We start from the raw sequence: 22932 nt of genomic DNA, 5'->3' as shown, positions 1-22932 counted from the left end.
CCATGACGGCGTCGACGATCGGCACCGCTCCACTGCTGCGAGCCTCCCTGCACCATGAAGGTCGCAGCTTCGCGCCGTGGATCGTCTTGCCCACCGCACTGGCCGTGTCGTCGGTCATCGCCTACCCGTTGCTGTTTCCCGACGCGGCGGAACGCGCCGCATTCGCCACGACGATCGGCTCGAATCCCGCACTCGGGCTGATCTTCGGACCCGCCTACGACCTGGCAACGGTCGACGGATTCGTCGCGTGGCGCAGCCTCGCACTCGGCGGGTTCATCGCCGCGCTCGGCGCGATCTTGATCGTGGTGAAAGCCGCACGTGGACAGGAGGACTCCGGCCAGGCCGAACTTCTCGCCGCGGGGGTGCTCGGACGTGCCGCCCGACTGTCGACCGCGTTGATCATGGCCGGCGTGTGCTCGATCGCCATCGGCATCCTGGCGGGTCTGGCGACGTCGCTGTGCGGTGGGGCCTGGGGGTCGTCGTTCCTGCTGGGCGCCGGGTTCACGGTCACCGGTTGGATGTTCGGCGCGATCGCCGCGGTCAGCGCCCAGGTGGGTTCCGACGCCAGGGCCGCCACCACGATCGCCGTGTCGTTGCTCGGCGTCCTGTTCGTGCTGCGCGGGTTTCTGTTCTCGGTGGACGCACCGACGTGGACCACATGGGTCAATCCGCTGGGATGGATTCAGGAGACCAGACCCGCGACCGGCGATCACTGGTGGCCGTTGCTGATCGGCGTCGCGTTCGCGGTCGTCGTCGGCGCAGCGGCTTTCGCATTGCAGCGTGCACGGGATTTCGGTCAGGGACTCATACCGGCCCGGCCGGGCCCGGCACGGGGCCGCATCGGCTCGCCACTGGCGCTGGCGATCCGCCTCAACCGGGCGCCGATCGTCGCGTGGACGGTCGCGTTCGTCGGACTCGGCGTCATCTTCGGCTACTTCACCCGGTCGGTCCGCGGCCTGCTGACCGCGAATCCCGCCATGGCCCAGATCTTCGCCTCCGGCGCGGCGTCGCCCGCGGACCTGGTATCGGCCTTCGTCACAACGATTCTCGGCCTGGTCGGGATCATCGCATCCGTGGCCGGGGTCCAGATCGTCAATCGCATCCGGACCGAGGAGCTCGACGACCGCGCGGAAGCGGTGCTCGCGACCGGCGTCAGCCGTCCGAGGTACTTCGGCGCCGTCACCGGTGTCGCCCTCGTTGTCCCCGCCGCGCTCGTGACCATTGCCGGGCTGGTCGTCGGCGTCTTCGCCGCCACGGCCGATCTCGGCCTCGGCTTCGGCGACGTGTTCCTCCAGTCCATCGCCACGATCCCCGCCGTGTGGGCGGTCGTCGGCATCGCCGTCGCCGTCATCGGCGCCCGACCCCGCGTGCGGCCCGCGATCTGGCTGGGCGTCCTGGTGTCCTTCGTGCTCACGATCCTGGGCCCGAGCTTCAAACTCCCGGACTGGGCGCTGGGCTTCAGCCCGTTTCATCACGTACCGGATGTGTCTGCTGCCCAGCCGGATTGGTGGGGACTGGTCTGGGTGGGGGTCGTCGTGGTGCTGCTCGTCGCGCTGGGGTTCGCCGGCTTCCGCCGGCGGGACATCCCGTGACGGCGTCGCACCTTACTCATGTGCGAGCCCGACCCCGCTCCCTGAAGTGCGAGCCCAATAACTGGTCCCTGAGGTGCGAGCGAAGCGAGCCACGAAGGGCTCCGCAACCTGTCTCACCAGGCCCTTCGTGGCTCGTCGCTAACGCTCCTCGCACCTCAGGGAGCAGGAGGGTGGCCGCACCTCAGGGAGCAAAGGTTATGTCGTTCCTTCGGATGAGGGAGCAGAGGGTGGCTCGCACCGCAAGGACCGTACGCATCAGCCCAGCGCCGCCGCGAGGCGGCGCCACTGCTCGCGCGGGAAGCCCCGGTGGTCGGCTTGGAGCACCTGGACGCACACGTGGTCGGCGCCGGCGGACCGATGCTCGTCGATCCGCTTGAGGATCGCCGCGTCGTCGCCCCAGACGATCAGAGCGTCGAACAGGCGGTCGCTCACCGAGCTCAGGTCGTCCTCGGAGAACCCGAGGCGTCGAAGGTTGTTCGCGTAGTTAGGCATCGCGAGGTAGCCCTTCAGCCACTTGGTGCCGACGGCGCGCGCCTCGTCGCGGTCGGTGGCGAAGATCGCCGTCTGTTCCGGTGCGAGCAGCGGACCGTCGCCGAGGGTCTCCCGGGCGACTTTGGTGTGGTCCGGGGTCACCAGGTAGGGGTGGGCACCGGCGGTCCGGTCGGCCGAGAGTTGCAACATCTTCGGCCCGAGGGCGGCCAGTACTCGTGCATCGGCCGGCACCGGCTGCGGTGCGTCGTCCAGACCGTCGAGGAACGCCTTGGTGGTCGCGAGCGGCTTCTGGTAGCGACCGGCTTCCTGGGCGTCGATCAACGGCGCGTGGCTGATCCCGAGGCCCAGGAGGAAGCGAGGACCGAACTGCTCGGTGAGGCGCGCATGCGCGGCCGCGACATCGTGCGGCTCGTGCATCCACATGTTGAGGATGCCGGTGGCGACGACGGCCTTCCGCGTCGCGCCGAGCAGGTTCTCGACCGAGTCGAGCACCGGACCCCCCACATCGGGGATCCAGAGGGCCGTGAATCCCAGGTCGTCGAGCTCGGCAGCCGCTTCGGCGGCCTCCCCGGTGTCTCCGTACCGTAGCGGTGAACTCCAGATTCCTACGCCGTCGAGTTTCATGCCGTCGACACTACCGATCGAGCGATCGGGCCGCGCCGAAGCGTCCGACCCGAGTCAGCTCTGTGTCGGTCGTCCCGCCGTCGCCTCCAGTCGTGCGTCCATGGCGGCCGTCATCCGCTTGAACACGTTGATCGCGACGACGCCCGCGACGATGAGGACGACGCCGGCAACTGTCCCGAGGGAGTCGGTGACCAGTCCGGAGATGCCGATCGCGAGAACGTAGATCGGCACCCAACCGAACAGATGCATGATGCTCTCGGGCTTCTCGTCGGTGGCCCAACCCTCACGAACCGCAGCCCGGTAGGTCGCGTAGTCGGGATAGAACTCGGTGAAGGCGATCGCGAAGATCGTGCCGCCGATCTGAATTATCCATCCGGTCCAGAAGTTGTTCGGGTCGTCGAGCACCAGATCGCCGAATGCGCCCGAGATCGCGGCGACGCCGAAGCCGACGACCCACGCCCAGGTGATGACGTAGTTGATGTGGATGAACAGCGGGCTGTCCCAGAACTCCTTCTCGGTGCTCTCCCGCGCGTACTGCAGCGTGAAGGGCTGACGGATCACGATCGAGCCGAACGCGAACGCGACGAGGGCGATGTTCGTCATCTCCCCGCCCCACCGCTCCAGCCAGTTGATGACGCCGTCGGAGGCGAACAACGCGATGAGCGCCATCGAACCGAAGTACGTGACGTCGAAGACCTCGAGCAGTTTGACGCTCGAACCCCGTTTGTGGCCGCCGATCACCAGCAACAGCGACAGCACGAATGCCGTCGCCGCAGCTTCCTCGAACCTACCGGGTCCGGCGAGCAGCGCCATCAGGATCCACGGGGACATACCCGCGAACGGCGAGTTGAGGAACAGGGTCAGTGCCCGACGAGCGCCCGACGTCGGCGGCGGGTCGGTCCTCGTCGAGTCGGCCACCGGAGGATTCGGGTCATTGCTCATGGCTGAATTGTGGGGTGCGAGGCGACAATCCGCAGCGAAGTCCGACTATCGGGACTGTTTCGCCCGTTTGACGCGGTACGTCCCGCCGGTGAAATGCGGCCCGGATGGGCCGGGCCGCATCGCGGCAGGGCAGGTGGGTCGCGGCCCTCACCCACGGGGCGCGAGAACAACCGCCGCGTTGTGTCCCCCCATGCCGAGGGAGGTCTTCAAGGTCATCCCATGGTCGAGATCGGTACGCCCGTCGAGTAATTGCGGGATGATCGCGTCGGCGGTGCGCGGGGTCGCCGGTACCTCACCCCGCTCGTATCCGAGCAGCGAAGCAGCGAGTTCGACGGCCCCGGCAGCGCCTTGACAGTGCCCGGCCAGCGGCTTCACCGAGAACACCTCGGCGTTGGGCAGCATGGTCTCGGCGATGGTGGCCTCGGCGTGATCGCACTGGCGGGTCCCCGGGCCGTGCGCGTTGAGGTAGCGGATGCTCGCGCCGTCGACACCGGACATCGACAGCGCCTGCTCCACGCACGACCGCACGTTGGTCAGCTCCGGGTCGATGGATGTGACGTGGAAAGCGTCATGGGACATCGCGCCGCCCAGCACGTCGGCGTATCCGTCACCGGACCGGTTCGTCATCGTGAACGCGATGGCGGCCTCACCGAAGGTGAATCCGCGGCTGCCCTCCTGGAACGGGCGGCAGGCGCTGAGCGCATCGGTGTCGGTGATCGCCACGCCGAGTTGCACGAACATCGCGACCACCTCGGGCTTGGCCGACAAATCGGTGGCCACCACGACGACTTCGTCGACGAGATCGGAGTCCAGCCACGACTTCGCGGTGACGACCGCTGCCGAGCCCGAGGTGCACATCGCCGACACGTTGATCGCGGGTCCGTGAAATCCGTACTCCTGCATGAGCAGGGAGACCGGCGTCGACGGGGTCACCGAGAGGTACTGCCGTCCGGTGTACCGACCGACGCCCGAGGTCACCATCGGATACATGTCGAGATCGCCGAGCACGCAGGCGTGTACGAGTCCCACCCGCGCACCCGGCTTCCAGCCCCGAGCCATGGCGTCCTCGATGGCCTCTCGTGCGGCAGCACGCATCGCGCGTGAGAAGCGCGTGCGTCCGTCGGACGGGTCGCCGCCGTCGGGTACCCGCACGATCCACCCGGGCTCATCCCGACCGGATTCGCCGACGCCCTCGCGCGTCTCGGAAGGCTGCCCGCCGACGAAGCCGAAACCGTGGTGCAACGCGGCTGCCGACTTCCCGGACGTGAGACCGTTCCACAGTGCATCGCGGCCCCATCCGTAGCCGCTCACGGCTCCCAGGCCTGAAATGGTCGAGCGCTGAATCGTCATGATCGTGAACTTTCTGTGCGATATGCGATGTAGTGAGATCCATCGCGGCAGCCCTCGTGGGCGACCCGCCCTCAGGATCCCGCGCAAACCCGACATTTGACCAGTTCACGCAGGTATTCGACGCTCAAATACCCAGTTGGCGCACACTTGCATCACGCAGCGCCCATATTTCGAAGCCGCGTGGGGGAGGATGGGCGTCGGGGGGATGACGATCGGAGGGGGCGGCGCGGTGGGACGACCGAGGGCTGACGGCGATGACCGGCCCGGACTCGTCGCGCCGGATGCCGAACCCATGGCCCGTCCCAGTGACGCCGCCGTCGCCGAGCGGTATCGCCTACTCCTCGAGTTGAGCCCGGACGCCATCGCGGTCCATCAAGACGGCCTGATCGTCTACGTGAACTCGGCAGCGCTGGCGTTCGCTCGCGTCGACGAACGCGACGCCATGCTCGGACGGTCCATCGCCGACTTCGTCCATCCCGACGAACTGCCACAGATGCTCGATCGGATCATCGGCATGGGGGAGGAGGCCGGCGCGTCGACCGTGCCCGAAGAAGTGGTGATGGTCGACGCGCACGGGGTCACCCGCCCCATGGAGGTGACGTCGGTGCGCACCGTCTGGCAGGACAAGCCTGCGTATCAGGTGATCTTGCGGGACATCGCAGCTCAGAAAGCGATCGAATCGGCCCTGCGACGACAGGCGGCGCTCCTCGACCACGTCAGCAACGCGGTGATCGCCGTCGACGACCACATGACGGTCAGTTCCTGGAACCCGGCCGCTGAGCAGATGTACGGCCTGCGGGCGTCCGAGGCGATCGGACAAAATATCGACGACGTCGTCGGAGCGCACGTGGACCCGCACGCGGCGGTGTCGTTGGGCGGCACCGTCGATCAGTTGCACCGCCGTTCCGACACCGGGCGATCGTTTCTCGCCCACACCTCGGTGACGACGATGGATGACGGTTTCCTCATCGTCGCCGAACCCACCCGTCGTCCCCTCATCGAGCGGCTGGGGACGATCCTCGCCGCGCTGCACCAGGCGGTCATCGTCGTTCGCGAGGACGGCGACATCGAACTCGCCAACCCGGCCGCGGGGACAATGCTCGGTTCCGAGGCGGTCCCGGGTGCCCGGGTCCACGAACTGCCGCTGGACTTCGACGGCGACGAATCACCGATCGCACGTTGCCTGCGCACCCGTGAGGCGGTCACCGACGCGACCGCGACGATCACCACGCCCGCCGGCGAGCGTTGGCTCTCGTGCAGTTGCCGGCCGATCGACGACGACGGCGCCGAGGTGGTCGTCCTGGTGTCGTTCGCCGACATCACCGACCGTTACCGCGAACGCACCCAGCTGGCGTGGGAAGCCGTACACGATCCGCTGACCGGTCTGTACAACCGCTCGGGGATCATCCGCGAACTCGAGTCGCACATGGCCGGACTCGACGACGGAAACAACGCCTGCTGCGTCGCGATCTTCTACATCGATCTCGACAATTTCAAGCTGGTCAACGATTCGCTCGGCCATGCCGTGGGTGACGAGGTGCTGCACACCGTCGCACAGCGATTGGCGGCGGCAACGCCCGACGAGGCCTCGGTCGGCCGGATTGGTGGGGACGAATTCGTTCTCGTCGCCACCCTGGGGATCGCCTGTTCGGCCGACGAGATCGAGCAGCAGATCGACAAGATCCGGGGGACGGTGTACGAGCCGATCGCGGTGAGCACCCGCACCGAACCGCTCAAGGTGGAGGCGAGCATCGGCGTGGCGACGGTCAAGGCCGGTGACGACTACACCGCCACCGACCTGCTGCGCGATGCCGACATCGCGCTGTATCAAGCACGCAAGGCTTCTCGTGCGCGCTACGTCCGCTTCCAGACGCAGCATCGGGAGGAACTGCAGCGCCGGCAGCGCATCGAAGAGGAACTGCGGCGCGTTCTCGACACCGACACCGATCAACTCGAGATCCACTATCAGCCGATCGTGTCGACCGTCGACGGCGCCCTGGTGGGCCTGGAAAGCCTTCTACGCTGGCGTCACCCGGAACTGGGGTCGATCTCGCCCACCGAGTTCATCCCGCTCGCAGAAGGATCCAATCTCATCGACCGGGTGGGCAACTATGTGCTGGAGACAGCGGCCGCCGAGGTGGCCGCTGTCGCCGAACTCCGTCGGGTGATGCTGTGCGTCAACGTCTCCCGACGGGAGCTCACCAATGGCCAGTTCCCCGACCGGCTCCGGGACACGATCACCCGCTCGGGCATGGACCCCGCCGCGTTCTGCCTGGAGATCACCGAGAGTGCACTGGACCCGCTCGACGGAGACCTGCTCACCCTGTTGCGCAACGTGCGCGAACTCGGAACACACGTGTCGCTCGACGATTTCGGGACCGGTGCGTCGTCGTTGAGCGAGTTCTACCGCCTGCCGGTCAGTGTCCTGAAGACCACGAAGTCCTTCGTCGACGCTCTCGACGAGCACCCGAGCGCCACATCGATCCTCGCCGGCATCGTCACCATGGCGCACGCGGCCGGGATGCGGGTGGTCGCCGAGGGAGTGGAGACGGAGTCGCAGGCCGCCACGGTCGCCGAGGTCGGTTGCGACCTCGCGCAGGGCTATCACTTCGGGCGTCCCGCCCCGCTGGCCGACGTGATCGGGTCCGGAGTCCGGATCCGGGCGAATCCCGGTGTCTGGGAGACCGGCTGACCTGTCCGCGCCAGACCAACACTGTCACCGAGGCGTCCCACGCCATACCGTGGGGCGTATCTGCGCTATGCATGCGACTGTGTCCGTTACCGTCAGACTCGGCGATGCACGCGAGTAGATTGATCGCCACGTCGATCACCCGGCGTCCATGCAACCGGACAGCGAGGTCACGGACATGACACACATTCTGCGGTGGACTCCTGCAACGCTCTGGACGGCGTCATGACCGACGCGGAGCGGCAAGTCGCCGAGCAACACACGGCGAAGGTCATCGGTGTCACGGTCGCCGCGGCGGTCGGTGGCTTCCTGTTCGGTTTCGACAGCTCGGTCGTCAACGGCGCCGTCGACTCGATCGAAGCGGACTTCGGCCTCGGCAAGCTGATGACCGGCTTCGCCGTCGCGATCGCGTTGCTCGGCTGTGCGCTCGGCGCATGGTTCGCGGGCCGATTGGCCGACGTGTGGGGCCGCAAGCGCGTGATGCTGCTCGGCTCCGCGCTTTTCATCATCAACTCGATCGGCACCGGTTTCACACAGACCATCCCGGACCTGCTCTTGTGGCGTGTGCTCGGCGGTATCGGCATCGGTATCGCATCGGTGATCGCTCCCGCATACATCGCCGAGATCGCTCCGGCCCGCTTCCGCGGCGCCCTGGGGTCTCTGCAGCAGTTGGCGATCACGATGGGCATCTTCGCGGCGTTGCTGTCCGACGCTCTCCTCGCGGACAGCGCGGGCGGCGCGTCGAACGACTTCTGGTGGGGCCTCGAGGCGTGGCGGTGGATGTTCCTCGTCGGTGTCGTGCCCGCCGTCGTCTACGGTGTGCTGGCGCTGCTGATCCCGGAGTCGCCGCGATACCTGGTGGGCCGCAACCGTGATGCCGAGGCGGCCCGGATCCTGCAGGAGGTGACGGGCGAGGAGAACCCCCTCGAGCGGGTCAAAGAGATCAAGCTGACGGTCAAGCGCGAGGCGAAGTCGTCGATCAGGGACATCGCCGGACCGTCATTCGGGCTGCACCCGCTCGTCTGGGTCGGCATCTGGCTGGCAGTCTTCCAGCAGTTCGTCGGTATCAACGCGATCTTCTACTACTCGACGACGCTGTGGCAGTCCGTCGGCTTCTCCGAGGCCGACTCGTTCAAGACATCGGTGATCACCGCCGTCATCAACGTCGTCATGACCTTCGTGGCGATCCTGTTCGTCGACCGCATCGGGCGGCGGAAACTGCTGCTCGGCGGTTCGGTGGGCATGTTCATCGGCCTGCTCATGGCGTGTATCGCGTTCACCCAGCAGATCGGCGAGGGCGAGAACATCACGCTGCCCGACCCGTGGGGTGTGGTCGCACTGATCGGCGCCAACCTGTTCGTGGTCGCCTTCGCCGCGACGTGGGGCCCGGTGATGTGGGTGATGCTGGGGGAGATGTTCCCCAACCGCATCCGCGGTGTCGCCCTGGGCGTCTGCACGGCCGTGAACTGGGTCGCGAACTTCACCATCTCGATGCTGTTCCCGCCGATGACCGAAGCCGTCGGACTCGGAATCATCTACGGCTTCTTCGCCTTCTGCGCCGCGGCCTCGTTCTTCTACGTCCTCCGGAAGGTCGAGGAGACCAAGGGGATGGAGCTCGAGCAGATGGATTCGGTGGCAGAGGCGCGACTGTCGCAGTTCACTGCGGTCCGTGCGGCGAAGGACAAAGCCTGAATGTTCGATCTGCGTGAGCTCTCCAGCCGCGTCGTCGCCGCCCCCATGGCCGGTGGTCCGAGCACCCCGGAACTGGTGGTGGCCGCGGCATCGGCCGGCGGTGTCGGCCAGCTCGCCGCCGGGTACCAGACTCCCGACAAGGTGCGCGCCGACATCGCGGCCGTGCGGACGGCCGGTACCGAGGTCTTCGGTGTCAACATCTTCGTTCCCGAGGCGGAGCCGGTGAACCGCGACGACCTCGCCCGCTACCGCGCCGAACTCGTCCCGTATGCGCGAAGTCTGGGCGTGACGCTTCCCGAGGTCGAGGACCTGGGCGAGGACGATGACCACTTCGACGACAAGATCCGGCTGGTGTGCGACGAGCGGATCCCGCTCGTGTCTTTCGCGTTCGGGTGTCCCGCACCCGAGGTCGTCGCCGAATTGCACCGGCACGGGTGCAGTGTCGGGGTCACGGTCACCACGGCCACGGACGCCGAGATCGCCGGTCGAGCCGGTGCTGACTGGCTGTGCGTGCAGGGTCCCGACGCCGGTGGCCATCGATCGGTCTTCGACCGCCGGACCACTCCTCCCACAGAGCCGCTCGACGACTTGATCCGCGCGGTCGCCGACCGGGTGCCGCTGCCGATCGTGGCGGCGGGTGGGATCTCCACGTCGGCCCGGGCCGACGAGGTCCGATCCGCGGGACCCGTTGCGGTGCAGGTGGGTACGGTTTTGTTGCGGACCACCGAGGCCGGCACCAAACCCGCGCACGGGGCGGCTCTCGCCGATCCGGACCGAACCGACACCGTGGTCACCTGGGCGTTCAGCGGCCGACCGGCACGCGCCCTGCGAAACCTGTTCACCGACAGGTTCTCCGACGCCGCGGTGGCCGAGTACCCGGCCGTCAACACGTTGACCGGTGGCATCCGACGCGCCGCCAGCAACGACCCCGACGGGATCAACCTCTGGGCCGGGAGCGGATACCGCGACGCCGTCGAGGAGTCGGCCGTCGATACCATCGCCCGGCTCGGGTGATCGAGGAGATCTCTGTTCCCTGAGGAGCGCCCGGAGCTTGCGGAGGGCGCGTCACGAAGGGTCTGCCACGCATCTCGCCAGGACCCTTCGAGGCTCGTCGCTATCGCTCCTCGCACCTCAGGGAGCAGGGGTGGTGGGCTTCTTTCGAATCAGGGAGCGAAGGGGTCGCGCTCCTGCCACCTCAGTGCGGGTCCTGCTCGTTCAGCGTCGCCACGACGTCGGCGTAGTCGCCGCGCGCCTCACCCCACCGCAGGAACTTCACCCGCTCGACGAGCAGTTCGGTGGCGGCGGGTTGCGTGCCGATGAGATGGACGACCTCATCGACGAATTCGTCGAGGGGCATGGCGAAGTCGCTGTCCCGTTGTCCCGGCAGCAGGTCGGTGCGAACCGCCGGCGGCACGAGTTCGACGACGTCGACTGCGGTATCGGCGAACTGTAGGCGCAACGATTCGCTCAGCATGTGGATCGCCGCTTTCGTGGCGTTGTAGGTCGGCGCCACCCGGAGCGGGGCGAATGCCAGACCCGAGGACACGGTCATGATCGTGGCGGACGGTCGAGACCGCAGGTGGTCGATGAACGCGCCGATCAGACGGATCGGACCGAGGAGATTGGTGGTGACCATTGCCTCCGCAGCGTCGAGGAAGCCTTCCGGGGACGACCAATCCTCTACCCGCATGATGCCGGCCATCGCGACGAGCACGTCGAGGTTCGGGTGTTCGGCGATGATCTTCCGTGCGGCGGACTCGACACTGGCCGGGTCGGCGACATCGATCGCGACGGTGTGCAACCCGGGGTGTTCCGAACGGATACGGTCGAGGAGTTCGGTGCGCCGCCCGCCGACGATGACGGTGTTGCCCTTGTCGTGCAGGCGGGTCGCCAGCGCCAAGCCGATCCCGCTGGTCGCTCCGGGGATGAAGATGGTGTTTCCGGTGAGGTTCATGTCATCGAGTCTCGGATCCGGCGGGCGAGTCATCCAGAGCGCAACCATCGGGGGATCGCCGATCCCTGGCAACGCGGTACCGACGCCGTGATACTGGCCTCATGGATCGTGATGCGCTGGCCGGGTTCCTCGTGAGCCGACGCAACAGTCTGCAACCATCGGATGTCGGTCTGCCGGGGGGCGCCCGGCGACGCACGACGGGTCTTCGACGCGAAGAGGTGGCGCAGCTCGCCACGATGTCGACCGATTACTACACCCGACTCGAACAGCGACGCGGCACACAACCGAGCACCCAGATGCTGGCGGCGCTCGCTCGCGCACTCCGCCTCACGGCCGACGAGCGGGACTACCTGTTCCGGGTAGCCGGACACAGCGCGCCCGACCGGATGGCGGCCTCGGACCACATTGCGCCCGGACTCCTGCGAGTACTCGACCGGCTCACCGACACCCCCGCCCTCATCCTCTCGGCACTGGGGGAGGCCTTGGTCCAGAATCATTGCGCGCGAGCGCTGTTCGGTGACACCGACCATCTCGTCGGAATGGACCGCAGTGCCATCTACCGGTGGTTCGTGTATCCCGCCGAGGAACGTGGCCGCTACCCGGCTGATGATCACGAGCGGCAGAGCCATGCGCAGGTCTCCTCGCTCCGTGCCGCATACGGCATCATGGGCGCCGATTCCCGTGCCGGAGCAATGGTCACGGAACTTCGACGCCGCAGCAGCGAGTTCGCCACACTCTGGGACACCCACATCGTGAGCCGACGCTTCGAGGACCACAAGATCCTGATCCATCCCGAGGTCGGCGCGATCGAGGTCGACTGTCAGGCGCTCTTCACCGAGGACGAAACCCAGGTGTTGCTCGTGCTGACGGCAGCGCCGCGAACGGACGCAGCGGGAAAGATCGAATTGCTCAACGTGCTCGGCACACAAGAGCTAGGACTCGATCCACGTTGACCGTCTGGCGCCGGGGGATTACGTCGACCCGGTCTCACGAGCGTTGATCCGCCTCCCGATCGCGGACACCTGGCGAAGCTGCGCACGCGTGAGGCGGTCGATGACGAGCTCACGCACGTTGGTCACATACCCGGGAGCGGTGGCCACCACTTTCTCCCAACCCGACTCGGTGAGAACGGCATTCGTGAATCGACCGTTCTCGGGGCACGGATGGCGCCGAACCCATCCCCTCTTCTCGAGTCTGCCGACCACATGCGAGAGCCGGGACAGCGAACCGTAGGACAGTTCGGCGAGCTGGCTCATCCGCAGGGTGCGGTCAGGGGCCTCGGACAGCGCTGCCATCACCTCGTACTCGAAGTGGGTGATCTGGGCGTCACGGAGAAGCTGGGCGTCGAGGGCGTGGGGGAGACGGGCGAGCGCGGTTGCCACCTGGATCCAGGCGTCCATTTCCTCGTCGTCGAGCCAGTTCGGCTCTGGGGCAGTGGACATCTGCGCAGTGTATACGAAGTGAACACTTCCGTGATCAGGTTGACGCATCAAGTGTCAACACCTAGCCTTCACTTGATACTTCAAGTCACAACCATCTAGTGAGGCGGCTCAGTCATGACCAACCCCATCGTCCGCAGTGCGGGCATCCTCATCGGACGCGTCGCTCTCGGCGTCATCTTCCTGGCCCACGGCCTGCAGAAGTTCCAGCAGAACGGCTGGACGGGACCGCAGACCGGGTTCGACATGATGGGTGTTCCGGCCGCGTCCTTCTCGGCGTTCGTCGTCACGTGGCTCGAAATCCTCGGTGGCATCGCCCTGATCGTCGGGCTGCTGACCCCGGTCGTCGCCGCCCTGTTCACGCTGGACATGATCGGCGCGCTGTTCATCGCACACGTCGACAACGGCATCTGGGTCTCCGACGGTGGTTACGAGTTCGTGCTCGCCCTCGGTGCCGGCGCACTGCTGCTGGCCGTGATCGGCGCCGGACGTTTCAGCGTGGACGCCGTGCTGGGGTCGAAGGTCCGCTGGCTCGCCGCCGACGACACCCGGTCGCGCGACCTGGTCGGCACCTCGCGCTGACCCCGCTCCGCTACCGGCGCCCGGTTCATGCGCCCCGGTCCGCCCACCCTGCGGACCGGGGCGTTCGCTGTCCGCGGTCCTCGCCTACAGTCCCAGTAGAGCGTCGAGTGGAATGAGAGATATGACCTGGCTGATGCTGATCGCGGCGATCGCCTCGGAGGTCGCGGCGACGTTGTCACTCAAGGGTTCACAGACCGAACCGATGCTGTACGCGGTGGTCGCCGTCGGTTACACGTTCGCGTTCATACTCCTGGCCGCAGTCCTGAAGCGCGGCATGGGCATCGGCGTGGCCTACGGCATCTGGTCGGCGTCGGGCGTCGCACTCACCGCGGTACTGGCGACCTGGATATTCGACGAGCCCTTCGGATTCCTGATGGGAATCGGCATCGTGTGCATCATGATCGGGGTTCTCCTCGTCGAGACCGGCCACCGGCCACCCGTCGACGAGGGCGCCGACTCCGCCGCTTCGGGGGTCTGACCGTGGGATATGTCTTCATCGTCGCCGCCATCGTCGCCGAGGTCACCGGGACCCTCGCGCTGCGTGCCGCCGCGACCGGTCGACCGACCTTCTACAGAGTCGTCGTCCTCGGGTATCTGACGGCGTTCGTCGCGTTGACCCTCGGGCTGCGGCACGGCGTGCCCCTCGGTGTGGCGTACGGCATCTGGGCGGCGGCCGGGGTCGCAGCCACGGCCGTCGCCGCACACTTCCTGTTCCGCGAACGCCTCAACCGACGCATGGTCGCCGGCATCGGGGTGATCATCGTCGGTGTGCTGCTCGTCGAATTGGGCGCGCTGCACTGAGTTCCGGCGTCGCTGATGTCGCGCCGCGAGCGCCGACTGTCAGCCGCGTTCTGGACCGGGGGAGCGCTGGTCCACCTCAGCGCCGGACTCGACGTCACGCGGGTTGTCGAAGGAGACGTCGATCTCCTGAAAACCCTTGTTGCGCTGCGCGAGAACCTGCGCCGAGTACGCCGCCTCGTCGCCCTTCGTCAGACTGACGTTGTCGGTGAACGGGGTGAGCAGCGAACGTGGATAGAGCCGGTCGACGCGAACCGCGTTGGTCTCGAGACAGATGACGATCACGATCGACGACACGTAGAGGAAGGCGAGCAGGCCCAACACGATCGCGAAGACGCCGTTGGTGGAGCTGGCGTTACCGATGACGTGCTGCACATAGACCGCGCCGAAGGTCTGGATGACCTGCCAGCAGACCGCCGCCCCGAAGGCGCCCGGCAGTACGTCCCGGATCGACACGTCGCGCGCCGTGCCGATCCGAAAAGCCACGGTGAACACCAGCGTGCTCAACGCCACCGATCCGAGGATCGCCAGCCAGCGTCCGACGATGCCGAGTTCGAAGGCGGCCGAGACGCCGTTGACGACGGTCAGGCCGATGACCGCAACACCGATCGTGGACAACAACAGGAGGCCACGCAAACGGGCGAAGATCGGGTCGGGACGCTCGTTGCGCGGCACTGCCCAGATCGTGTTCATCGCGTTCTGGGCGGCGACGGCCACTCCGAGGCCTCCGTACAGCGACACGACAACCCCGATGATGATGGCGGTGGCCCCGCCGCTGAGCTTCTCGGGTTCGCCCAACTGCCCACCGATCACCGGGATCTGGCTCATCGCCGAGTCCAAGATGCGGTCTTGGAGGTCGGGGTTGTCGGCCAGGACGATCCCCAGCACGGTCGCGAACAGCAGTAACAGCGGAAACAACGAGATGAACGCGTAATAGGCACAGAGCGCGGCCAGGTAGGCGCCCTGATCGTCGACGAACTTGTAGATGACGGCAAGCGGGAAGCCGGTCGCCGGATGACGCCGCTGAAAACGGTCGACCCTCTCGGTCAACGACACCCGATCATCCTTCTCCTCGCCGGCCCGTGCCTGTTCCCCGTTCCGTTGCACGAGTCGTTCACCGGGAGTTACCACGGTGGTGCCGACTTTAACCCGAGCACGAGTCGATTCGGGACACGTCATCGGATCGGGGGTTCACCGGAACGGATCGAAACCCGGGATGCCGAGGGCGCGGAAGGGTGTTCCCAGACGCCAATAGGCCAGCCCCGCCAGCCCGCGCGGGAAGTAGCGTTCGGTGGTCGTGACCGTCACCGACCCGTCCGCGTCGTCCGCGGCCTGGAGGCGGTAGTCGCGATACGATCTGCCGAATCGGTTGTCGCGCAGACGAATACGAAGTCGATCCGGTCGTTGCGCGAGCACGATCTCACCGCGGTGCCGCGCATCCCGCTCGAGCCGCTCCCAGACCGTCGCACCACTCGCGCGCTCACTGACCCGGGTCTCCGATTCGAACATCTCCTCACCGGCCCACCGTGGATCGGTGGGAAGAGGTTCGGCCGGCGACACGTCTACGGACGCGTTGGCCCACGAGGCACGGCCATCGCCGCGCGCCGAGCGTTCGAGCGTGTGGGCAACCGCCTCCGAGTAGGAGGTCAACCCCCCTTTCGGACGATCGATGATCGCGTCGACGGCCCGGTCGCGACAGACGGCGTCGCATTCGAGGGACTCGATCAGCGGTCGAGCGATCTTGCCGCGGATCGGCGTGACGAACCTTACCCAGCGGCTCGCCAGCGCAGGCGTGAGATACGGCAGTACCACCATGACTCGAGGTCGAAGACCGGCGACCTCGGCATATACCTGCATCATGTCGCCGTATTCGAGAACGTCGGGACCGCCGATGTCCCAGGTCCTCGACGACGGGACGGCGGCGGTGGCGGCTTCCACGAGGTAGTGCAGGGCGTCGTCGACCGCGATCGGTTGGATCTTGTTGTGCACCCACCGCGGCGTGGTCATCGCGGGCAGTCGCTCGGTGAGGTGCCGGATGAGTTCGAACGACGCCGACCCCGAGCCGATCAGCGTCCCGGCCTGCAAGGCGACGGTCTCGATGGGTGAGTCGATGAGGATGTCGCCGACTTCGGCGCGTGAGGCCAGATGTTCGGACAGGTCGGTGCCCGACGGATGGAGACCGCCGAGGTAGACGATGCGCGACACGCCGTTCTGCTGAGCCGCGGCCACCACATTCTCCGCGGCACGCCGCTCTTCGGCCGCGAAGTCCGCGTCGGTGCTCATCGAGTGGACCAGGTGGTAGACGACGTCCACACCCGCGAAGGCCTTGACCAGAGAATCGCGATCCGACAGATCACCCCGGACCACCTCGGCCGTCGGATCAGACAACCACGGTGCGTCGGCGAGCTTCTCCGGTGTCCGCGCCAGTGCGCGCACACGGTGCCCGCGTGCCAACAACCGGGGCGCCAATCGGCCGCCGACGTAACCGGTCGCTCCGGTGACCAGACAGGTTCGCGACTCGTCCACCTGACTCCTCCGCTCTTGGGTGTGCCTCCCAGGCTATGCAGCGAAGCCGCTCGGCGCCGTCGCCTCGGCGCGGTCGGTGCCGGATCGTTCTCCGTGGCCACGATTCGATAACGACGCGATGGTCCCGCTCGTGGTCATCACCCTCAGTCGGCGCTGCGCGTCCAGTCGCGAACCCTGCCGGGACGAGGCAGTCCGAGATGGTCCCGCAAGGTACGCCCCCCATACCCCTCGCGGAACAGTCCTCGTTCGCGCAGGATCGGGACCACCGTGTCGGCGAAGGTGTCGAACCCGCCGGGCAGATACGGGGGCATGATGTTGAATCCGTCCGCCGCACCGGTGTTCAGCCACTCCGCCATCGTGTCCGCGATCTGCTCGGGGGTGCCCGCCACCACCCGGTGCCCACGTGCACCGGCGAGCCGATGCAACAGTTCGCGCAGAGTCGGGCGTTCGCGCCGGACGATATCGGCGTACACCTGCGTCCGGGACTTCTTGTTGTTCGTGACGTCGCCGGCATCTCCGAAGGCATCGATCGGTACCGGCGCGTCGAGGTCGAGGCCGTCGAGATCGACATAGGCGAAGTCCTTCAACTGCATGAGCCCGAAGGCCGGGATGGTGAGCTCGTTGAACTCGTGCTCGAGTCTGCGCGCCTCGGCTTCGGTCCCACCGATGAACGGGCTGAGGCCGGGGAGGATCTTGATGTGCTCGGGGTCGCGACCCAACGCGGTCGCCTTGCTCTTCACGTCGGCGTAGAAAGACCGGGCATCGTCGATGCGTTGTTGGGCGGTGAAGATCGCCTCGGCGTGGCGAGCCGCGAAGTCCCTGCCGTGGTTGGAGGAGCCGGCTTGTACCAGTACGGGATGACCCTGGGGCGGACGCGGAGTGGTCAGCGCCCCTGCCACGTTGACGTGGGGGCCGCTGATGCCGGGTGCGGTGATCCGGCTGGGATCGACGTATTGTCCGGCATCCCGGTCCAGGCGGATCGCGTCGTCATCCCACGAATCCCACAGTGCGAGCACCGCTTGGACGAACGCCTCCGCTCGTTCGTAACGCAGCGCGGCATCGGGGTTGCCCGGCAACCCGAAATTGCGTGCGGCGTCGGGAGAATCGGTGGTCACGATGTTCCACGCCGCGCGCCCGCGAGACAGATGGTCCAGGCTCGACAGGGCCCGGGCAAGATGCCATGCGTATGAGTACGTGGTCGAGGCGGTGGCGACGAGACCGATCCGGTCGGTCGCACCGGCGATCGTCGCCAACGTCAGCAACGGATCGAGCCGTCCTGCGGCGTTGAACTCGATGTTCGCATCGAGCTTCGGGATGTCGGCAAGGAACACCGCGTCCAGAGCTGCCGCCTCGGCGGCCCGAGCCAGTTCCGTGTAGAAAGCCGGGTCGAACATTCGCTCAGGCGTCGAGTTCGGGTGCCGCCACGCCGCCTCGTGGTGTCCCGAGGACAGGATGAACAGGTTCAGATGGAGTTGGCGACGATCAACCATGGGTGACGCGGTGTTCCTTACCGAAGGGGTGAGCGGGGTCAGAAATAGGTGTTGTCGGGCAGCGTCGCACCGTTGACCAGCAGATCGTCGATGGCACGGTTCTTGAACCGAGTAGGGTTGTGCGACACAACCGTTCGGATGTTGCGCCAGTGCCGATCGAGATTGGCCGACCGCTTGACCGCGGACGCGCGGCCCACGTCGAACAACAGGGTGGCCGCACGGAGCGCCAGGTCGTCGACGACGACCTGTGCCTGTGAGGCACGCAACGCTGCCTCGTGGACCACCGTGTCGTCGGTTCGGCCGTCGACGACCGTGTCGGGGATACGCGCCAGCGTATCGGCGGTGTCGAGAACCACCGACCGCGTCGCCTGTGCCAGGGACTCGATCTCGCCGACGACCTCGAGCAGTACCGGGTCTTCTCGCGGGAGGTCCGCGGACCCGTGGGTGAAGCTGCGCTTGCGATTCCGGAGAAGATCCACTGCATCGTCGACGACTGCGAGAGCGTTGCCGGCTACGACGGCGTTGAGGTAGTGCTGATAGAACGGCCCGAGGTGCCAGCGCGGGATCGAGGTCAGATCCTCGGGTGGGAAGGTCACCTCATCGACGAGAACCCGGACCCCGTCGAAACGTGTTGTGCCCGTACCGGTCAGGGTCTGACCGAACCCGTCCCAGTCATCCTCCACGGTGATTCCGGACCGCTCCAGCGGAACCAGGGCCTGCACGGGTAGCCCGTCAGGCGTGACCCCGGTGACAAAGGTGTGCTCGGAGTACAGGGTTCCGGTCGAGTAGTACTTGACGCCGTCGAGCCGATAGCCGTCGCCGTCGGGCGTGAACGTGGTCGCCTTGTTGAAGTCCCCGGCATGCCGGTTGTTCAGTTCGTTGTTCCCGTTGCCGATCAGCTCGCCGGCTGCGACGCGCCGCAACCACAGCTCGCGACGGGGGGACTGCGGCCACAGCAGGATGTCCTCGACGGTGCCGAAATGCGCTCGGAGCAAATGGCCGAGGTTGGAATCCGCGCGACTGAGGCGAATGACGAGATCGAAGAGTTCGCGGATACTGGCGCCGGCGCCCCCGTCGGCGGCTAGAGCCGGTAGGCACCGACGCTGGCCGCCTTCAGCCAGCGGACCTGTTCGTGGGGAGCCGTCTCGGTGCGCTCACGCTCGAAACTGCCGGCGGCGATGCGGTCCAACAGGGCGTCCAGCTCGGCCGAGCCCGGGCGCACCGGGGACAGAGTCGGTTCTGCGGAGATCGTCACCGAGCATCTCCCGCCCGGGCCAGGAGGTCGACGACACCGTCGGCGATGGCCTGCGGTTGTTCTTCCTGGACGAAGTGCACCCCGGGACCGGCGGCCCGGACCTCGAGATCGGCGATGTGCGTGGTCGCCCAGGCCAGGATCTCGGGCGTGAGAAGGAATCCCGGCTCGAAGGTCAACAGCAGCTTGGGCACGTCGGTGCTGTTCCCCAGCCATTCGACGCTGCGATCGAGGAACTCCACGGTGCCGGCGGGATCGCCGTCGATGGGGAGGTTGCGGGGGAACCGGATGAGGTGTCCACGGCCCTCGGCGGTGGGGAAGGGCGCGAGATAGACATCGAGGTCTTCCTGGGCCGGAGGCTCGAGAAACGCGCCGGGGAGGACCTGAGTGAGGAAGAGGTTGTCGTCCACCACGAACTTCTCACCGTCCCCCGGGGTCCGGATGAGTTGCTGCGCTTGCACGAACGGTTCCGGCAGGTCGGCAGAGGCGATGTCGCGAAGCACCGGCTCGGCGAGCAGAACCGCTTTGACGCGATCAGGATGCTTTGCCGCCCAGTCGATTCCGAACGCAGCCCCGTAGTCTTGGAGGACGAGGGTCACGCGACGCAGGTCGAGGGCCTCGAACCAGGCGTCGAGGTAGCGCACGTGGTCGTCGAGCTCGTAGGCGATGTCCGGCCGGCCGGAGTCGCCGAATCCGATGAGGTCGGCCGCGATGAGACGCCCGCGCCCGGCCAGGCGGGTGAACACGTGACGCCACAGGTAGGAACTCGTGGGGCTGCCGTGGAGAAAGACGATGGGATCGCCGTCACCGTGCTCGATGTGGTGGATGTGGGAGTCGAGTACCGGGGTGTCGACGCTACGGGCGTCGGGTCCGAAAGCGCTGAGCGGAATCGCTCGAGATGTCTGGGTCATCGCAGATCCTGTCGAGATGTGGCGCAGGGGCCGATGGGGTCGTGGGCACAAACTACCCAGCGCCGGACACGACTCGATCGTTCAGCGCGAGTCGTGACGACGATCTCTGATCGGACCACGGGACGAGGACCCGCAGACAGGGGCGTCGAGTACCGGTCCGGGGCCGGCGAACTGGGACATCGCCGGGCGCGGGCGGCGATGACGGGGCGCCGGAGATCTCTCGACCGACATCGTCAAGAGGCGCGACCGGTTAAAACCTCTACAGGTTTAAGTCTGCAGGACGGCCGCTCGGTGCCCGGAACCGCCGCTGCGGGCGCGTCATTCGTCACCGGACGGAACGGGCGAATTCTCGAACCACAGGCACTCCTCCAGGAGGCCCGCGCTCTTCCAGCCATCCGCGGTCCGGACCATCGAATGGTGGTAGTTGCCGCCGCAGGTGCTGAGTTCGGGCATGCCGACGAAACGCATCGGGTTGTAGAACATGGCGCGCACGTCGGCCCGGTCTCCGTCGAATGTGTACTCGATGTTGGTGATGAAGTGCTGACTCACCGACACGAACGCGAAACTCTCTTCCAGCCACGCGGCGATCTCGTCCCGGGAGCCCGCCTGACCGTAGGGCGTCGACGAGTAGTCGACCACCGCCTCCGGGGTGAACACCGAGCGCCAGAGTTCCCAGTTCTTGGTGTCGACCGCACGTGAGTACCGGTACAACGTGTCCGCGATGCCGAACCGGTCGCTGATCTCCTGCAGGTCCATCGTTCTCCAGTCCGTCGATCTGCGGTCCAGCACGCCGCGACGCGGTGTTTCGCACGGCCGAGCACCGCCTCGCCGACTATAGACACCGACCCGGACGCACGTCGGACTTTCGCGGGGGCCGTAGCGACTCGCCGGCTCTTCGCCGTGAGCCTGGATCACTGCGCCGGTATGGCGTCACGGTCGCAAATGCGCCGAAGTGTCACCCACGTAGGTGATGTCACCGTAATCGCGGCTGCCGAAGTGCCATCCTCCGGCATCGAGAACAAGCGTGTCGTGATGACGGCCGACCATGACCACTTCTCCCGGCCGGAGGACAGGTTGTAGAACCGTGTAGTCAGAGTGCACGGTCACGCGACCGTCGCCTTCGAAGTCGAACGACCGGGGCGTCACGATGTGACGCGTGCCGGGCGTACCGTCCGCGTGGATGATCACCGTGTCTCGTAACAGTTGCTCGACGAAGTCGCTTCCGGCGCCTATCTGCGTGCCCGAAACGAGTATGTCCGCACGGTCGAACAGTTCAGCGACGGCCGTCAGCTCGCCGGCATCGAGTAGTCGTGCATAACGCTGGAGCAGATGTGTGATCGCCGCTTCTGCCGAGAGCGTCACGCGAAGATCCGCATCGGCAAGCTCCGCAGACGTCGCACGAGAAGACTGTGCTCCCACGCGGGATTTGCAGTGTCGACGGTGAAGCCGCGTGGCGTTCTGTCGAGAAGACACTCGATGGCCACCCGGCCTTCGAGCCGTGCCAGCGCCGCTCCCACGCACAGGTGAAGGCCCTTTCCGAAAGCCATGTGTGTACGCCGCGCGGAGCTGTTCAGGTCGACCTCGTCGGGATCATCAAAGGTGTCCGGGTCGCGGTTGGCCGCTCCCCACATCAGGTAGAGGTGTGACCCCGCGGGCAGGTCGACGTCATGAAGCTCGGTGTCCGCGACGACGTGCCGATAGTGGCCGCGAAATGGCGATTCCAAGCGCAGGGCCTCTTCGATGAACCGCGGGATGAGCTCACGGTCCCCGCGTAGCCTGTCGACGATGTGCGGGTTGCGGCCGAGTAGGTAGACCGCGCTACCCAGCAGGCTCACTGTCGATTCCGCGCCGGCCGCCACCAGTTGGAGACTGATCATGACGGCGGTGTCGCGGTCCAGAGTGCCGACCTCGACCAGTCGTGCCAGGTCGCCCATCACGTTCTCTCGCGGTTGACTCAGCGAGCTGTCGAACGAGCTCGACAGGTACTCGCTCAGTTCACCGACAGCCTCGCTCGCTGTCTCGAGTTGGGCGGTCGTGACCACCCCGTCGAGCAGGATGGTCGCTGCGAACGACCACCGAACGAGGTCGTCGATGTCGACGACGGGAAACCCGAGCAACTCCGCGACGACGGCCATCGGCAGACGCTGGGCGACCCGGCTCACCCAGTCGATCTGCCCGTCGACCACACCGTCGTCCCACAGTTGCTGGACGGTGCGGTCGATGAACGGTTCCAGATCGCGAACCCGTTTGGCCACCAGCGAGGGCATGACCATCGCGCGGTGGCGTTTGTGGTCGGGGTCGTCGGCCGTGGCCAGCACGTGGAGCGGGGATCCGAGCTCGGCGATCGGGTGTCGCTCGACGGTTCCGTCGCCTTTCCACACCATGGTCGCGGTGAGATTCGAGGAGAAGTCGTCGGTCCGCGCCACCGCCTCTGCGATCGCGTCCCAGCTCGTCACCAAATAGAAGGATGAGTCCGCGATGCGGCTGACCGGTTCTGCCCGGGTCAGTCTGGCGAGTGTGGGATACGGATCATCGAGATCAAGCACGGCACAAGGGTGCACGCCGCGAAACCGGCAGCGCAACGCTTCTCAGAAGATCG

At 66.7% G+C, this 22932-nt stretch carries 22 protein-coding genes; 8 read left to right on the top strand and 14 right to left on the bottom strand.

What is annotated here, in order from left to right; translation table 11 throughout:
- Positions 1-2: 2 nt before the first annotated feature.
- Positions 3-1592, top strand: coding sequence for an ABC transporter permease (locus A9310_RS07205; RefSeq protein ID WP_065629997.1), 1590 nt, complete (start codon positions 3-5; stop codon positions 1590-1592).
- 255 nt (positions 1593-1847) lie between these two features.
- Here the strand turns inward: A9310_RS07205 and A9310_RS07200 are convergent, their stop codons facing one another.
- From A9310_RS07200 to A9310_RS07190, 3 genes are all read right to left on the bottom strand, one after another.
- The gene (locus A9310_RS07200) at positions 1848-2708 is read right to left on the bottom strand and encodes an LLM class F420-dependent oxidoreductase (protein WP_065629996.1); all 861 of its coding nucleotides are present in this window, start codon (positions 2706-2708) and stop codon (positions 1848-1850) included.
- A 54-nt stretch (positions 2709-2762) separates the two neighbouring features.
- On the bottom strand, positions 2763-3650 hold the full coding sequence (locus A9310_RS07195; RefSeq protein WP_175401092.1) for a hypothetical protein: 888 nt from the start codon (positions 3648-3650) through the stop codon (positions 2763-2765).
- Between the two features lie 147 nt (positions 3651-3797).
- Positions 3798-5000: a beta-ketoacyl synthase N-terminal-like domain-containing protein gene (locus A9310_RS07190; protein WP_065629995.1), complete on the bottom strand. Its 1203-nt coding sequence runs from the start codon at positions 4998-5000 to the stop codon at positions 3798-3800.
- A 292-nt stretch (positions 5001-5292) separates the two neighbouring features.
- On the opposite strand from A9310_RS07190, the gene A9310_RS07185 reads away from it, so the two are divergent.
- From A9310_RS07185 to A9310_RS07175, 3 genes are all read left to right on the top strand, one after another.
- Complete coding sequence (locus A9310_RS07185; RefSeq protein WP_254661196.1) at positions 5293-7692, top strand: EAL domain-containing protein; 2400 nt, start codon at positions 5293-5295, stop codon at positions 7690-7692.
- Between the two features lie 222 nt (positions 7693-7914).
- Positions 7915-9381, top strand: coding sequence for a sugar porter family MFS transporter (locus A9310_RS07180; RefSeq protein ID WP_065630031.1), 1467 nt, complete (start codon positions 7915-7917; stop codon positions 9379-9381).
- Positions 9382-10395, top strand: coding sequence for a nitronate monooxygenase family protein (locus A9310_RS07175; RefSeq protein WP_065629994.1), 1014 nt, complete (start codon positions 9382-9384; stop codon positions 10393-10395).
- A 181-nt stretch (positions 10396-10576) separates the two neighbouring features.
- Here the strand turns inward: A9310_RS07175 and A9310_RS07170 are convergent, their stop codons facing one another.
- The gene (locus A9310_RS07170; RefSeq protein WP_065629993.1) at positions 10577-11335 is read right to left on the bottom strand and encodes an SDR family oxidoreductase; all 759 of its coding nucleotides are present in this window, start codon (positions 11333-11335) and stop codon (positions 10577-10579) included.
- A gap of 101 nt (positions 11336-11436) precedes the next feature.
- Here A9310_RS07170 and A9310_RS07165 point away from each other — a divergent pair, with 101 nt between their 5' ends.
- Complete coding sequence (locus tag A9310_RS07165) at positions 11437-12288, top strand: helix-turn-helix transcriptional regulator (RefSeq protein WP_065629992.1); 852 nt, start codon at positions 11437-11439, stop codon at positions 12286-12288.
- An 18-nt stretch (positions 12289-12306) separates the two neighbouring features.
- Here the strand turns inward: A9310_RS07165 and A9310_RS07160 are convergent, their stop codons facing one another.
- Positions 12307-12777: a MarR family winged helix-turn-helix transcriptional regulator gene (locus tag A9310_RS07160; RefSeq protein ID WP_065629991.1), complete on the bottom strand. Its 471-nt coding sequence runs from the start codon at positions 12775-12777 to the stop codon at positions 12307-12309.
- Positions 12778-12891: 114 nt separating this feature from the next.
- Between A9310_RS07160 and A9310_RS07155 the strand changes: the two genes are divergently transcribed.
- From A9310_RS07155 to A9310_RS07145, 3 genes are all read left to right on the top strand, one after another.
- On the top strand, positions 12892-13356 hold the full coding sequence (locus tag A9310_RS07155) for a DoxX family protein (protein WP_065629990.1): 465 nt from the start codon (positions 12892-12894) through the stop codon (positions 13354-13356).
- 121 nt (positions 13357-13477) lie between these two features.
- Complete coding sequence (locus A9310_RS07150) at positions 13478-13834, top strand: multidrug efflux SMR transporter (RefSeq protein ID WP_065629989.1); 357 nt, start codon at positions 13478-13480, stop codon at positions 13832-13834.
- Positions 13835-13836: 2 nt separating this feature from the next.
- Entirely contained in the window at positions 13837-14157 is a 321-nt protein-coding gene (locus tag A9310_RS07145; RefSeq protein ID WP_065629988.1) for a multidrug efflux SMR transporter, read from the top strand.
- A 39-nt stretch (positions 14158-14196) separates the two neighbouring features.
- Here the strand turns inward: A9310_RS07145 and A9310_RS07140 are convergent, their stop codons facing one another.
- The 9 genes from A9310_RS07140 to A9310_RS07105 all read right to left on the bottom strand — a co-directional run bounded on the left by A9310_RS07140 (position 14197) and on the right by A9310_RS07105 (position 22879).
- Complete coding sequence (locus A9310_RS07140; protein WP_065630030.1) at positions 14197-15210, bottom strand: YihY/virulence factor BrkB family protein; 1014 nt, start codon at positions 15208-15210, stop codon at positions 14197-14199.
- 135 nt (positions 15211-15345) lie between these two features.
- Entirely contained in the window at positions 15346-16680 is a 1335-nt protein-coding gene (locus tag A9310_RS07135) for an NAD(P)H-binding protein (RefSeq protein WP_065629987.1), read from the bottom strand.
- A 143-nt stretch (positions 16681-16823) separates the two neighbouring features.
- Positions 16824-18170: an LLM class flavin-dependent oxidoreductase gene (locus A9310_RS07130; RefSeq protein WP_065629986.1), complete on the bottom strand. Its 1347-nt coding sequence runs from the start codon at positions 18168-18170 to the stop codon at positions 16824-16826.
- Positions 18171-18208: 38 nt separating this feature from the next.
- Entirely contained in the window at positions 18209-19165 is a 957-nt protein-coding gene (locus tag A9310_RS07125; RefSeq protein ID WP_254661193.1) for an oxidoreductase, read from the bottom strand.
- Positions 19166-19251: 86 nt separating this feature from the next.
- On the bottom strand, positions 19252-19425 hold the full coding sequence (locus A9310_RS26235; RefSeq protein ID WP_254661192.1) for a hypothetical protein: 174 nt from the start codon (positions 19423-19425) through the stop codon (positions 19252-19254).
- On the bottom strand, positions 19422-20333 hold the full coding sequence (locus A9310_RS07120) for a haloalkane dehalogenase (RefSeq protein ID WP_065629985.1): 912 nt from the start codon (positions 20331-20333) through the stop codon (positions 19422-19424). The genes A9310_RS26235 and A9310_RS07120 overlap by 4 nt, the downstream gene beginning before the upstream one ends.
- Before the next feature lie 318 nt (positions 20334-20651).
- Complete coding sequence (locus tag A9310_RS07115) at positions 20652-21089, bottom strand: nuclear transport factor 2 family protein (protein WP_065629984.1); 438 nt, start codon at positions 21087-21089, stop codon at positions 20652-20654.
- A 174-nt stretch (positions 21090-21263) separates the two neighbouring features.
- Positions 21264-21695 carry a nuclear transport factor 2 family protein gene (locus A9310_RS07110; RefSeq protein WP_065629983.1) on the bottom strand — a complete coding sequence of 144 codons (432 nt, stop codon included), beginning with the start codon at positions 21693-21695 and terminating at the stop codon, positions 21264-21266.
- Positions 21692-22879, bottom strand: a complete 1188-nt coding sequence (locus A9310_RS07105) for a cytochrome P450 (protein WP_083207291.1) — start codon at positions 22877-22879, stop codon at positions 21692-21694. The genes A9310_RS07110 and A9310_RS07105 overlap by 4 nt, the downstream gene beginning before the upstream one ends.
- Between the last annotated feature and the right edge of the window lie 53 nt (positions 22880-22932).

The sequence above is a fragment of the Gordonia sp. UCD-TK1 genome, from assembly GCF_001691435.1.
GTDB lineage: Bacteria > Actinomycetota > Actinomycetes > Mycobacteriales > Mycobacteriaceae > Gordonia > Gordonia hongkongensis.
Note: the sequence above shows the minus strand (reverse complement) of the source record. Positions and strands in the feature narration are given on the sequence as shown.

Excerpts from the sequence above, each read along its gene's own strand:
- A9310_RS07190 (WP_065629995.1), bottom strand. The coding sequence starts at position 5,000 with ATGACGATTCAGCGCTCGACCATTTCAGGCCTGGGAGCCGTGAGCGGC.
- A9310_RS07165 (WP_065629992.1), top strand. The coding sequence starts at position 11,437 with ATGGATCGTGATGCGCTGGCCGGGTTCCTCGTGAGCCGACGCAACAGT.
- A9310_RS07200 (WP_065629996.1), bottom strand. The coding sequence starts at position 2,708 with ATGAAACTCGACGGCGTAGGAATCTGGAGTTCACCGCTACGGTACGGA.
- A9310_RS07150 (WP_065629989.1), top strand. The coding sequence starts at position 13,478 with ATGACCTGGCTGATGCTGATCGCGGCGATCGCCTCGGAGGTCGCGGCG.
- A9310_RS07130 (WP_065629986.1), bottom strand. The coding sequence starts at position 18,170 with ATGGTTGATCGTCGCCAACTCCATCTGAACCTGTTCATCCTGTCCTCG.
- A9310_RS07185 (WP_254661196.1), top strand. The coding sequence starts at position 5,293 with ATGGCCCGTCCCAGTGACGCCGCCGTCGCCGAGCGGTATCGCCTACTC.
- A9310_RS07205 (WP_065629997.1), top strand. The coding sequence starts at position 3 with ATGACGGCGTCGACGATCGGCACCGCTCCACTGCTGCGAGCCTCCCTG.
- A9310_RS07160 (WP_065629991.1), bottom strand. The coding sequence starts at position 12,777 with ATGTCCACTGCCCCAGAGCCGAACTGGCTCGACGACGAGGAAATGGAC.
- A9310_RS07155 (WP_065629990.1), top strand. The coding sequence starts at position 12,892 with ATGACCAACCCCATCGTCCGCAGTGCGGGCATCCTCATCGGACGCGTC.
- A9310_RS07115 (WP_065629984.1), bottom strand. The coding sequence starts at position 21,089 with ATGGACCTGCAGGAGATCAGCGACCGGTTCGGCATCGCGGACACGTTG.
- A9310_RS07195 (WP_175401092.1), bottom strand. The coding sequence starts at position 3,650 with ATGAGCAATGACCCGAATCCTCCGGTGGCCGACTCGACGAGGACCGAC.
- A9310_RS07175 (WP_065629994.1), top strand. The coding sequence starts at position 9,382 with ATGTTCGATCTGCGTGAGCTCTCCAGCCGCGTCGTCGCCGCCCCCATG.
- A9310_RS07180 (WP_065630031.1), top strand. The coding sequence starts at position 7,915 with ATGACCGACGCGGAGCGGCAAGTCGCCGAGCAACACACGGCGAAGGTC.
- A9310_RS07170 (WP_065629993.1), bottom strand. The coding sequence starts at position 11,335 with ATGAACCTCACCGGAAACACCATCTTCATCCCCGGAGCGACCAGCGGG.
- A9310_RS07120 (WP_065629985.1), bottom strand. The coding sequence starts at position 20,333 with ATGACCCAGACATCTCGAGCGATTCCGCTCAGCGCTTTCGGACCCGAC.